This window comes from Bacillus sp. FSL H8-0545 (assembly GCF_038006105.1).
GTDB classification, from domain to species: domain Bacteria; phylum Bacillota; class Bacilli; order Bacillales; family Bacillaceae_G; genus Bacillus_A; species Bacillus_A cereus_U.
On the sequence record NZ_JBBOUO010000001.1, the window covers coordinates 2996501 to 3009217 of the forward strand.

Consider the following 12717-nt stretch of genomic DNA (forward strand, 5'->3'; position numbering starts at 1 on the left):
ACTAACTTTAAAGCTATCCTAAAATCTTATTTTGCCTCTTATAAAATTTCCAAACCCCCTCATCTTCCTATTTTCTATAAAACTTAAAATTGCTTACTTCATATTAATTCATTTATCTGAAAAGTTCAATTATTTTTTCAATAAATCATTATACATAAATCTGATTAATTTTTAACTAAATTAACAATAAAATACATCTATTCAATATGATTCTAGTATAAATATTATTACAATATAAATAACCGAGGAGAAAGTATTCACCTCGGTTATTTATCACATACACATTAATATGTATTGTTTATACTACACTTTTCCACCATTTAAATGAATTTCATTTCCATTGCTACTGTCAATTTTAAATTCTATTTCCACATTCACCATACGCTCTGTTCACATATCTGCCTGAAGGTTTAATATATTAGTAAAATTACTTCTCTTTGCATACCCAATACATCCGTCCAGTCTTAATCACTCAATTCTCATTTCTGAAAAGTGATCCTTAGTAGTACAAAAACAAAAAAGCCCAGCAATTCCTCACTGGACTTCTTCTTTATCTTCCAACAAAACTTCCTTATCAAAACGAACAAATTTACTCTGTACTTCCATTCCAGCTGCCTCATATACGCGAGGTGCTCCTGTAATATTCTCTGAATCTACATTAAATTTTCACTGATTGTTCTTTTTGATAGATAATTTCACCATCAATAATAGTTGTTTCTACTTTTAAATCTTTAATTTGGTTTGGATCGACACTTAAAATGCTGTCATTTAATATAACTAAATCCGCCAACTTTCCGGTCTCTATGCTTCCTTTTATCTCTTCTTCAAAACTCGCATAAGCACCATTCCATGTGTATAGTTTAATAGCTTCCATTACGCTTATAGATTGATTAGCACCAACCTCTATTCCAGACTTGGTTTTTCTATTGACAGCAACATGAATTCCTAATAAAGGATTATAGTCAGTAACTGGTGCATCCGAACTACCTGCTGCAATGATACCACGATCAATAAAATCACGAGCAGCGTACATGTGATTCACACGATCACCATAGTGCTCTACATATATCTCTCCGAATTCATATGGAAATGGAGGATTTGGAATAGGAATCATCTCAAGTTTTTTCATTCTCTCTTGTAAATCTGGTGAAGAAATTCCCGCGTGCTCGATTCGATGACGGTGATTTTTTCTTGGTGATTCCTCTAGCGCCCTTTCTACACAATTTAAATACATTTCAATAGCTTTATCGCCTTGTGCATGTACAGTGATTTGATAACCTTTTTTATGCGCTTCACCTAAAACCCGGTAAATTTCTTCCTCACTATAATAAAGAATGCCATAATTGGTAGGGTCACTCGAGTACGACTTACGGGTTGCAATTGTAGGCCCAGTGCTACTTCCATCTGTAAACAATTTAGCTGGTCCGACTTTGAATCTCTCATCTCCGGTACCAGTTACCACACCAGCTTCGACCATTTTATTAACAAATTCATGGGAGTTATTTATTTGACATATCATTGCATATATTCGGACACGAATATCCCTACTCTTCACAGCTTGTTGTAGTAAACGATAACTCTCAGCTCCATCTCCACCTGCGTCATGTATACTTGTTATGCCCGCTGCAACGAAATGATCTGATGCAATTTTCACAGCCTTCATCATTTCACTTTCTGTATAACTTGCAACCTCGCTCATCCTCATATTTGCTGCTTCAATTAACTTTCCTGTAAGCCTACCTGCCTGATTCTTTTCAATAACCCCCCCACTCGTGTTCGGTGTGTTCTCGTTAATTTGCGCAATTTCTAATGCTTTGCTGTTCACCACGCTTATGTGGTGGCAAGTACGGGTTACAATAATAGGGTGTTCAACTGAAATTTCATCCAGCTCAGTAATTGTTGGATAACGCTTTTCCTTCACAGCGGTTTCATTAAAGCCCCAAGCACGTATCCATTCACCTTTTGGCGTTTCTGAAGCCTTCTTTTTCAAATCATCTAACAAAGCCTCGATAGAATCAATATGTTCAGCTTTGCAACTGACAGCCAATTGATTTAGTCCATGAGAAATGAGGTGAATATGGGAATCAATGAATCCAGGAAGAAGCGTTTTTCCTTGCAGGTCAATTACATCCGTTTTTTCTCCTATAAAACTCTTAACCTCCTGATTTGAGCCAACAACTACGATACGATTATCTTTTATTGCTACAGCTTCGACTACTTTATTCTTTCGGTCTACTGTAATAACTTCTCCATTTATCAATACAACATCAGCTTTCATAAACTCAACCCTTTCGGAATTACTCTTTTCGAGTAATTCATTCAGTATTTAAAGTTATATCTTTCAATAAGCTCTTCCGCTTTTTAACAAGATTTATCAATAATTAATTAAAGTTGAGTTAAACATTCTTTCATTGTTTTAACGATAAAAGTAAAGTCTTCCTCTGTGATGCTTAATGGAGGCGCAAGGTGCAAAATATTATTGTAACCTGCAACCGTGTCACCATTTTTACCAATAATTAGACCTTTTTCTTTACAAGCATTGATGACTTTGTTCATCTTTTCAATAGAAGCTGGTTCTTTTGTTTGCTTATCTTCCACTAGTTCAATGCCTAAAAGAAGGCCTTTTCCGCGAACATCTCCTACATTTGGATGCTCTTTTACATCCTCAAGTTCATATAACAGTCGTTCACCCAATTCTTTGGAACGTTCAATGAGTTTCTCATTCTCCATAATTTCTAAATTCTTCCAAGCTAAAGCACAAGCAGCAGGATTTCCTCCGAACGTATTCACATGGCGGAAGCGATCATAATCATCACTACCTACGAATGCCTCATAAACCTCTCGTCTAACTGCTGTTGCTGACAAAGGAAGATACGCACTTGTAATACCTTTTGCCATTGTAATGATATCTGGTTTGACGCCATAATTCATAAATCCAAACGGCTTCCCTGTCCGTCCAAATCCACATATAACTTCATCACAAATGAGCAACGCACCGTGCTTCTCGCAAATTTCTTTTACTTTTTCCATATATCCATCAGGAGGCATTAAAATTCCGCCCCCGGTAATAATTGGCTCCATAATCACACCGGCTACTGTTTGGCTTAACTCCCATGTCATGACACGATCGATTTCATTAGCACTTGCCAGTGTATGAACATCATCTGGATTTCGATACGTATCAGGCGGTGCTACATGCAAGAATCCTTGCCCCAATGGTTCATATTTATACTTTCGCTGCGCTTGACCTGTTGCTGCAAGAGCCCCCATTGTGTTACCGTGGTAAGCACGATAGCGTGAAATAAACTTATAGCGTCCATGATCACCTTTTTGTTGATGATATTGACGAGCAATTTTAAACGCTGTTTCATTCGCTTCCGATCCACTGTTAGAAAAGAAAATGACGTATTCGTCACCAAGCCATTCATTCAATTTTTCTGCTAATTTAATAGCAGGAACATGACTTTGTGTCAGAGGGAAATACGGCATTTCTTCAAGCTGTTCAAAAGCCGCTCTTGCAAGCTCTTTTCGACCATACCCAACATTCACGCACCAAAGACCGGACATACCGTCTAAATAACGGTTTCCATCAATATCCGTCACCCATGCCCCTTCTGCTTTTGTGATAATTAAATTCGTTGGACTAGGGGCTGCTCCTCTCATTGCATGCCAAAGGTACTTTTCATCTGTTTTTTTCAAACTTTGCGTTTGCTCTGTCGCTTGCACAATCACCAACTCCATTCTATCTTTTTATGATTTCATATCATTCTTTCAATAACGAGCCGTAAGCATTTTCTTGCGAGTATAGAATTCTACGCCATCTTTTCCATTTGCATGAAGATCACCATAGAAGGATTTCTTATAACCTGAGAATGGGAAGAATGCCATTGGAGCGGGAACTCCAAGATTAACCCCAAGCATACCTGCATCAATTTCTTCACGGAATTCACGAATAGCTTTAGCGCTATTTGTGTACAGGCATGCACCATTTGCGAATGGTGATGCATTAGCAACACGAATCGCTTCCATTAAGTCTTTTACGCGTACAATAGAAAGAACCGGTGCGAAGATTTCATCTTGCCAAATTTTCATTTCCTGTGTCACATTGTCAAAAATCGTTGGGCCAACAAAATAACCTTGGCTGTTTGCTGCATCGTCTTCACGTCCGTCACGAATAAGTGTCGCTCCCTGCTCTACACCGGATTGAATGTATCCGAGTGTCCGCTCTTTATGTCCTTCACGAATAACAGGACCAAGGAAAACACCTGCTTCCAGGCCATTACCAATCGTAATTGCATTAGCCTCTTGAAGCAGTCTATTAACGAGCTCATCTGCAACGTCTTCTTCCACGACAACAACAGCCGCAGCCATGCATCGTTCACCAGCTGAACCGAAAGCAGCATTTATAATTTCTTTCACTGTAGAACTAAGGTCCGCATCTTTTAATACGATCGAATGATTTTTTGCCCCTGCAAGAGCTTGTACACGTTTGCCGTTAGCTGCTGCTGTTTTATATATATATACTCAGCCACAGGTTGGGAACCAACGAAAGATATAGCCTTCACATCCTCATTGTCAAGAATGCCGTTAACGACGTCATGTGCACCATGCACAATATTTAGTACTCCATCTGGAAGACCTGCTTCTTTAAACAGTTCAGCTATGCGATTAGCCAATAGCGGTGTTCTTTCAGATGGTTTTAATACAAACGTATTTCCGCATGCAATCGCGAGTGGAAACATCCAGCATGGCACCATCATCGGAAAGTTAAATGGCGTTATTCCTGCGATTACTCCGATCGGGTAACGATACATCCCTGATTCAACACCGGTAGCAATATCGGGAAGTTGTTCTCCCATCATTAAAGTGGGTGCGCCTGCGGCAAATTCGACACATTCAATCCCCCGCTGTACTTCACCGTATGCTTCTTGATAACTTTTTCCGTTTTCCAAGGTTACGAGTTTAGCTAACTCTTCCCAGTTTTCAATCAATAGCTGTTGATAGCGAAATAGAATCCGAGCACGCCGAGGAACAGCGATCTTTCTCCATGTTTTGAATGCTTCTTTAGCAGTTGCTACAGCTCTATCTACATCTTCTTTAGTCGAAAGAGGCACACGAGCAATAATCTCTCCTGTTGCTGGATTTGGTACATCTTCAACATGTTTACTTGTAGATTCTATCCATTGTCCGCCAATATAATTTTTCAACGTTTGTACATTTTTCATTACTACCATGGTGAAGCCTCCTATTTTAAAATAACCGTCCTATGTATTTATTACACTCACAAAAGAAAGCGCATTCATTTGACGGTATGTAAACTTATTTGCATACATTTCTTCAACATTACTAATCTTAATCTTATCCATTGAATACACAGGAGCAGTCATCTGCTTAGCATTTGTCCACTCCCCAGTTCACATTATTTTAGATTAATCTCATGGTTCATCTTATAATTCTTTTTCAGAAATACTGGGCAATCCCATTCACAAACAAGATCCTTAGCTAAGGAAACGACCCAGTCCTTTGTAATATGATACTTTTTTCCATCAACAGTAATAAACACTTCACCGTCTGTCACATAGAAAACTTCCTGTTCTTCTACATGCCACGTTCCTTTATTCGGTTCGCCTACCCACGGTTCCCATGTGTTGGCACCTAGTTGCTCTGCTTCTTCTGCTGTAATTTTTTTCGCAAAAAACATGATGATATCCCTCTTTCTTATTGGTAATTTTGACGGAATACGTTCCTATAAATCTACTGTTTTAACATTGGTAGCTGTATTAACATTGGTAGCTTTTAAACGTTTGAACTCTTTTCTCATAAAGTATATGGCAATGAGAACACCTGGAATTTCTGCAGCAGGAGCAGCGTACCATACACCTTCTACACCCCAGTATTTCGGGAAAATAAATAGAAACGGTAACATGAACAACAATATTTTGCTTACACTAATAAACGTTGCGGACCAGTTTCTTTCTTGTGATTCAAAATAACCAGAGATAAGCAAACTAACTGCACTAAGCGTAAACAAACAATTGAATATAACTGTCGTCCAAATACCCAGTTTCTGTAATTCAGGATTACCACCGGAAAAAAATGCCACAATTGGATCTGCAAAAATGATTAGTATGGCTGTCACGATTACAAAGAAGGAAACTGTAAAAATGAGTCCCATCTTAATTGCTTGTTTCACACGATCAAGGTTGCCCGCACCGTAATTATAACTAATAATCGGTTGAAGTCCTGTCATCCCACCGAGCGCTGCTAAGGCGAGGAGATTTGTAATGTAACCGTTTTGAATTGTGAAAGCTGCAACGTGCAAACCACCACCGTAGCTTTGCAGTAAGTTGTTGGTGAAAATAATTGCAATAAACATCATGAACTGACTCGAGAAAGATGCAAAGCCCGTCCAAACCACTTCACCAATCTTCTTGAGATTAATCATCATATCTTTCATTTTCGGCTTAAGTTTTGTTTTACCAAACCAGAAATAAAAGATTAGGAGAGCAGGAATCGATTGCGAAATCGTATTAGCCCATGAAGAACCCATCATCCCCATGTCATACTTCACTACCATAATCCATTCCATAGTCCCAGCAACCACCGCTGCGACTAACCAACTGTTCATTGATAATATAGGTTTTTCATCGATATTAGCTAAAATACTTAATACAACGGCCAATATCGTTAATGGCAACGAAATCCATAGCAGTCGGCTATATTGCACCGCATATGGAAGCGCTTCATCACTTGCTCCAAATAAAATCATAATATCATTTTCAAAGATCAATCCAAGTATGGCTAACAAAGTGGAAAGGAAAAGAGTAAACCATAAAGTTTGTCCCATAATACCTCTAGCTTCCTCTATCTTGCCTTTTCCAAGCCGAAGTGAAATGACCGCTCCGGCTCCCACACCTAAAAGAACACCAATCATACGGGTAATAACCATGACCGTAAATCCAATTCCGATCCCTTCGACTTCCAGCTCCTGAAAGCCACTGACGAAATAGCCATCAACAACCGATACAACTCCTAAAATTACGTTAGCCATAATTCCCGCCAAAGCAAACCGTAAATATAGTAACGGAATACTTTTGGTTCCTAGCACTGAATCATCCACCGGCTTATTCATTACTTCTGGTTGCTCTATTTTTGATGACGGACCGTTGTCCACTATTTTCATGAGCATATCCCCTTATAAATAATTTATATAGCACGTTTTGCTCAATTAATTCGCATACCAACCTACAGGATTGGCATGCTGGTGGATATTGATTTGCTTCGTTTCCATAAAATGCTCTAGCCCAACAGTACCTAACGCTCTGCCGATTCCACTTTGCTTATATCCGCCCCAAGGGCCTTCAACATAAGCGAGATGATAACTATTAATCCAAGTAATTCCCGCACGCAGTTTACTAATAACACGTTTTGCTCGGTCCATATCTTCAGTAAATACAGCACCGGCTAATCCATAAATGGAATCATTCGCTTTTCGGATGGCATCTTCCTCATCTTTAAATTTCTGTACAACAAGGACTGGACCAAAAATCTCTTCCTTAACAATACACATATTCGCATTTACATCAGCAAAGATTGTTGGTGCAATGAAAAATCCTCGATCAAGCCCATTTTCTGTTAAGCGCTTACCACCACAAACTAACTTTGCCCCTTCTTCGATTCCACTCTTTATATAATGTAAAACTTCATTCATATGAGACTCGTTTGTGAGGGCTCCCATTTCAATGTTCTCGCTTTCTCCGTTGCCAACTACAATTTTGCTCGCACGCTCGGCCAATCTTTCAACAAACTTATCGTAAATGGTCTCTTGTACAAGCAAACGGGATGCAGCTGAACAAACTTGCCCAGCATTGTGGAAAATACCAAACATCGCATTATCGACTGCGGTTTCAAAATCCACATCGTCGAACACAATAAGTGGAGATTTACCACCTAGTTCAAGTGTGATTTTTTTCATATTGCCCGCAGCTGCGCGCATAATACTTTGACCTGTTTTTGTTCCACCGGTAAAGGCAACTTTGTCAACATCATGGCTCTCTGCAAGCTCATTCCCAACCTTTGAACCAGGTCCCAATACCAAGTTTGCCACTCCGTCCGGAAGTCCAACCTCTTCGATAATTTCAAATAATTTAAATATGCTTACAGGAGTGACGTCAGCAGGCTTAATTACAATTGTATTCCCCGCGGCAAGTGCAGGAGCAATTTGCCAAACAGCTAACATAAGCGGAAAGTTCCAAGGTACAATAAGTCCACAAACACCAATCGGTTCATGAATAATAATTGTTTCCGAAGCATCCTCGCGAGTGTAAGATTCCTTTTTCATACCTTTGATCAAGTCAGCATAATAGCGGAAGCATTGAATCGACACCGGAATATCCACATGGGTTGTTGCACGGATTACCTTACCGTTATTTGCAGTTTCCAAACGGGCAATTTCAGCTGTCTTCTCTTCAAGACGGTCTGCAATCTTATATAGATAGTCAGCTCTTTCATCAGCCGATAAATCCGACCAGATTCCGCTGTCAAACGCGTTACGAGCCGCCTTAATTGCTATCTTCGCATCATCTGCTGATCCATGAGCAGACGTTGTTATAACCTCTCCGGTTGCAGGATTGATAATGTTTCTTCTAGCACCTGATAATGCTTCTACCCATTTCCCGTCAATGAACATGTTAATTTCCATAAACACCTCTCCTTTACGCGATAATATCTACCAGTTTGAAACCAATATGTGCTATATTGACCAGCATCGTTTTCTGATTATAGAATGGGAATGATTTGAGGCGTTCCTTTTCAAATCGGTATCCACCTGCACTCCCCGTAACGATCCATTGTGCCAATAACTTACCAAACAATGTCGAGAGAGACGCGCCGTGGCCCGTATAACCCGTTGCGAAATATGCGCCTTCTTTGGATCTACCGATAACCGGGAACGTATCAATTGTAACCCCGATAAATCCACCCCACCTGTAATCAATCTTGCTTCCTTCTAGGTTTGGCATTATTTTAACCATAGCATCGTAAACATTTTGATAAACAGCATCACCTAAGTTTGGACGAATATCGCCACCGCCAAATATGATCCGATTATCTGGTGTGCGCCTGAAATAGTAAAGGAAACTGCTTGTATCAAAAACCATGCGATCTTTAGGAATGACGGCATTCACCAGTGATTCTGGAAGCTGTTCAGTAGCAATAATACGTGCCGAAATTGGCAGTACGCCTTTATTCAGTTCAGTCATGATTTTTCCAGAGTAACCATCTGTAGCCACAATAATGTCTTTCGCAGTAACAGCACCTTTTTCTGTTACAACTTTCACACTATTTCGGCCGTACTCAATAGATAGTGCTTTCGAATGCTCAAAGATTTTTGCACCGATCGATTTAGCAGCTTCTCCCAAACCAATTGCATAGTTCAGTGGTTGGAATGAGTAACTCGAATTGTCGACTAAACAGCCATAATAATGCGGAGAATCGATCTCTTGATGCAACTGACTTCGATTAAGCACGCTTGATTCGTATCCGAAATTTTTGTTTAAGTATTCACTTTCATGTTTCAACCCTTCAAAATGCTTGGCTTTGTAAGCCGCCACAATGTGACCTGTCTTTCTGAAGTTACAGTTGATTTGATGCTCGTCGATAATGTTTTTAACTAATTCAACACTAAGCAGAGAAAGATCGTTAAGCTGCCTCGCCTCTTCGGCACCATACTTCTTGGCAAGCTCCTGCATCGTTGACTTATAGCCCGGCAATACCATCCCGCCGTTGCGACCGCTTGCGCCATATCCGATTGTTTCCTGCTCAAGGACAATGACACTCTTCCCTAACTTTTGCAAATGATATGCAGAAGAAAGACCTGTGAAACCTGCGCCAATAATGACAACATCCGCCTCTTCATTTCCTTCAAGAGGTTTTCCTTTGTCATAGCTGTTTGCAGTCGCTGTCCATAGTGAGAGAGTATCCATATGATCCATCTTATCCATAGCTAATCCTTCTCCTTTCGTGACATGTATGTTACAATACAGTCAAAAATATTCAAAATATTCACATTTATTGAATTAATAATATGACTTGGAGTTTCCTCCACGTCAATAGCCATTTGAGAGTTTTTTGAAGTCATTTTGTGAAAAAAATGGAGTAACTCCACTTTTTTCATTGGGGGGACATCTATGAAAATTGGTACATTTGCGAAGCTTTTTCATGTTACGACTGATACCGTTCGTTATTACATTGAACTAGGATTATTAATACCAGACAAAAAAAACACCCAGTATCAAATGAACCAATTGTGTTTCGACGACATGACTTTTATTAGTGAGCTGAAAAAATTTCATTTTTCATTGATAGAAATCCAACGAATTTTATCATATCGGCGTGTCACAAATTTCTCAGACCATGAGGATATCGACTACTACAATAACTTGCTCATTGATAAAAAGGACGAGCTAACCAAGAAAAAAGAAGACATATCAAAAGCTATCCAATTGATTGAAAAAGCAGCTCAAACTAGCTCGCCTTCATCCAAAGAAGAGAATATTACAGGAATCCCGCTTGATTTTGTAAATTTGCTCTATTGTCCGAAGTGCCGTATTCCACTTGAAATGGAAGATGTAACGATTAAAAAAGTTTACATTCACACGGGGCGTTTAACTTGTAGCTGTGGATACGAGGCTGCTATCGAGGAAGGTATTATCATTACCGCGAATTTGTACGAGACGTCTCCTTATCCATCTTATTTTTACGATAAAGAAACGATTAAAGAGATCAATCCCAAAATGATTAACTTATTTGAAAAAATTAATTTTCAGTTTCAAAAAGTTCTACAAAATATAGATTTGAAAAACAAATTAATTGTGGAAACAAACGTTGACGCTTTCGTATCACTACCCAAATATATCGATGTTCTTGAAACAAGCGCGTCCTATGTATTCAGTGGCTATTCACTTGCGATGCTCAAGAAGGTTAGAAACAGAATTGAGCGTATGAATCCGAAGCCACGCGTCCTTTATATTTTGAATTCCGATTTAAATCTACCATTAAAACCGCTTAGCATCGATGTTTTTGTGGATAGTTTTTCAGTAACTGATTTTTCACTGCTCAATCCGCAGTTCCCAATTCACGTTCTAAAAAACTATTTACATAACAGTTCAACAATTGTCGGCGGATACTCATATTATGATAGTTCGGCCAAATCCTTGAAAAACATTTCAGCCTTATATCCAAATTCTCACGAACATATTTTACATCCAAAATACTTAGAAGAAAATTTATCAGGCCACGAATTTCAAATCACGCAAAGTGAAAATATCGGTTACTGTACAGATCCAGGACCTTATTTCGATTATCATGTAAGAGACGAAAAATTCCACATGCTCATGTATTTGGCTAGTACGAAACAATAGCACAAAAAAGCGCCATCACAAGTGATGGCGCTTTTTATATGTAAGAGATACTAGAAGATATCCTTCTAGCCTACTCCCATTTATAAGTCCAAAATTGTTCAAGTTGCAGCCATTTTAATGTTGCTGCATCTTTGTTTTTTATTTTTGCATGTGTTTCTTCAAGCATTGCTTCTGTTTGTGAACGATGCGCGCCTAGTGCAGCTAATTTATGTTCAAATACTTCACTAATATTATTTACAACATCCGGCTCACCGAGTACTGCTTCGCGATTTCTCGTAATCGCAACTGCATGAATGACTGGACGCTCTTCTTTTTGCATACGTGATACAGCGCGAACTACAGCACGGCCAAATGCATCATGATCTGGATGTACGCCGTGTTCTGGATAAAATGTAATAATTCGAGATGGATTTACTTCTTGAATAATCGCTTCAATTTTATCTGCAACAAAATCAACATCTTCAAATTCTAACGTTTTATCATGGAAACCAAGCATTCTTAAATCTTGAATCCCCATCGCTTCACATGCATCTTTTAATTCTTTTTCACGGATATTTGGAATCGTTTCACGGTTAGCGAATACATTTTTCCCCATGTTACGTCCCATTTGTCCAAGAGTACCGCATGCATACGTTACAGGTACTCCTTGATCTGTTAATAAGCGAATTGTTCCTCCCGCAGCAAATGCTTCATCATCTGGATGCGGAAATACAACAAGTACATGTCTCTCCATAAGTTTCCCTCCTTCTTACTTAAATGGCGTTAAGCTTAACTCAAGCGCTACCGCTAAGCGGCCTTGATTATCATGACCTGCTAGTAATAAACGCTCTTTATCGTCTACTTCCCAGTGCGTAATGCCTTCTGCATATACCCAGCCATGATCCATTTTCAAACCAACTCGGTATGGGTTGGTTCCAGTTATTTTCCCGCGTTCAAAACGGATAATTGCATTTCGAATGAATGCTCCAACTGTCATCAACTTTTCATTAAAGTGTGACGCATACGCTCCGTTTGTTGTTTCTAAATGAATATATACATCTTTATTTACAAAACGTTCAATTTCATTTTGAATAAGAGAACTATCTTTTACTATTTCCATCGGAATTCACCTCTTTAAACCATTTTACGCAAAAATAATGTAAATTGCTATCTCTATATTAGAGGACAACGCTCACTTTTCCTAATAATTTGCACTGTGTTTTTTATATTTTTTATATGATATGTAAAAATCACATTTTTTCCTTCACTTTGTTAAATAGTTTTCTTTCTTTTTTGAATTTGCTACAATATACTTTAT

General features: G+C 38.8%; 9 protein-coding genes and 2 pseudogenes. 1 reads left to right on the forward strand and 10 read right to left on the reverse strand.

Annotation, left to right across the window (positions count from 1 at the left end; translation table 11 throughout):
* Nucleotides 1-534: 534 nt before the first annotated feature.
* The 8 genes and pseudogenes from MHI07_RS15720 to MHI07_RS15755 form a co-directional block, all read right to left on the reverse strand.
* Nucleotides 535-666, reverse strand: a pseudogene (locus tag MHI07_RS15720) (GNAT family N-acetyltransferase); the annotation flags it as partial.
* Complete coding sequence (locus MHI07_RS15725) at nucleotides 659-2278, reverse strand: amidohydrolase (protein ID WP_340824957.1); 1620 nt, start codon at nucleotides 2276-2278, stop codon at nucleotides 659-661. The gene MHI07_RS15725 and the pseudogene MHI07_RS15720, both read right to left, overlap by 8 nt.
* Nucleotides 2279-2385: 107 nt before the next feature.
* Nucleotides 2386-3741, reverse strand: coding sequence for an aspartate aminotransferase family protein (locus MHI07_RS15730; protein WP_340824959.1), 1356 nt, complete (start codon nucleotides 3739-3741; stop codon nucleotides 2386-2388).
* Nucleotides 3742-3771: 30 nt separating this feature from the next.
* Nucleotides 3772-5234, reverse strand: a pseudogene (locus tag MHI07_RS15735) (CoA-acylating methylmalonate-semialdehyde dehydrogenase).
* A gap of 185 nt (nucleotides 5235-5419) precedes the next feature.
* On the reverse strand, nucleotides 5420-5701 hold the full coding sequence (locus MHI07_RS15740) for a cupin domain-containing protein (protein ID WP_340824961.1): 282 nt from the start codon (nucleotides 5699-5701) through the stop codon (nucleotides 5420-5422).
* A 45-nt stretch (nucleotides 5702-5746) separates the two neighbouring features.
* The gene (locus MHI07_RS15745; protein WP_340824963.1) at nucleotides 5747-7183 is read right to left on the reverse strand and encodes an MATE family efflux transporter; all 1437 of its coding nucleotides are present in this window, start codon (nucleotides 7181-7183) and stop codon (nucleotides 5747-5749) included.
* A 45-nt stretch (nucleotides 7184-7228) separates the two neighbouring features.
* On the reverse strand, nucleotides 7229-8701 hold the full coding sequence (locus MHI07_RS15750) for an aldehyde dehydrogenase family protein (protein ID WP_340824965.1): 1473 nt from the start codon (nucleotides 8699-8701) through the stop codon (nucleotides 7229-7231).
* 13 nt (nucleotides 8702-8714) lie between these two features.
* Nucleotides 8715-10001, reverse strand: coding sequence for an NAD(P)/FAD-dependent oxidoreductase (locus MHI07_RS15755; protein WP_002161016.1), 1287 nt, complete (start codon nucleotides 9999-10001; stop codon nucleotides 8715-8717).
* 186 nt (nucleotides 10002-10187) lie between these two features.
* Between MHI07_RS15755 and MHI07_RS15760 the strand changes: the two genes are divergently transcribed.
* Nucleotides 10188-11420, forward strand: coding sequence for a MerR family transcriptional regulator (locus tag MHI07_RS15760; RefSeq protein ID WP_016105573.1), 1233 nt, complete (start codon nucleotides 10188-10190; stop codon nucleotides 11418-11420).
* 70 nt (nucleotides 11421-11490) lie between these two features.
* Here MHI07_RS15760 and bshB2 read toward each other — a convergent pair whose 3' ends face one another.
* Both bshB2 and MHI07_RS15770 read right to left on the reverse strand, forming a co-directional pair.
* A complete protein-coding gene (gene bshB2 / locus MHI07_RS15765; protein ID WP_000439468.1) occupies nucleotides 11491-12153 on the reverse strand; it encodes a bacillithiol biosynthesis deacetylase BshB2 in 663 nt (220 codons plus the stop codon).
* 15 nt (nucleotides 12154-12168) lie between these two features.
* Entirely contained in the window at nucleotides 12169-12519 is a 351-nt protein-coding gene (locus tag MHI07_RS15770; protein ID WP_000407037.1) for a YojF family protein, read from the reverse strand.
* Nucleotides 12520-12717 lie beyond the last annotated feature (198 nt).

Bases quoted from the DNA above. Each gene is read 5' to 3' on its own strand.
- MHI07_RS15755 (WP_002161016.1), bottom strand. From the start codon at position 10,001: ATGGATAAGATGGATCATATGGATACTCTCTCACTATGGACAGCGACT.
- MHI07_RS15725 (WP_340824957.1), bottom strand. From the start codon at position 2,278: ATGAAAGCTGATGTTGTATTGATAAATGGAGAAGTTATTACAGTAGAC.
- MHI07_RS15760 (WP_016105573.1), top strand. From the start codon at position 10,188: ATGAAAATTGGTACATTTGCGAAGCTTTTTCATGTTACGACTGATACC.
- MHI07_RS15730 (WP_340824959.1), bottom strand. From the start codon at position 3,741: ATGGAGTTGGTGATTGTGCAAGCGACAGAGCAAACGCAAAGTTTGAAA.
- MHI07_RS15740 (WP_340824961.1), bottom strand. From the start codon at position 5,701: ATGTTTTTTGCGAAAAAAATTACAGCAGAAGAAGCAGAGCAACTAGGT.
- MHI07_RS15770 (WP_000407037.1), bottom strand. From the start codon at position 12,519: ATGGAAATAGTAAAAGATAGTTCTCTTATTCAAAATGAAATTGAACGT.
- MHI07_RS15745 (WP_340824963.1), bottom strand. From the start codon at position 7,183: ATGAAAATAGTGGACAACGGTCCGTCATCAAAAATAGAGCAACCAGAA.
- MHI07_RS15750 (WP_340824965.1), bottom strand. From the start codon at position 8,701: ATGGAAATTAACATGTTCATTGACGGGAAATGGGTAGAAGCATTATCA.
- bshB2 (WP_000439468.1), bottom strand. From the start codon at position 12,153: ATGGAGAGACATGTACTTGTTGTATTTCCGCATCCAGATGATGAAGCA.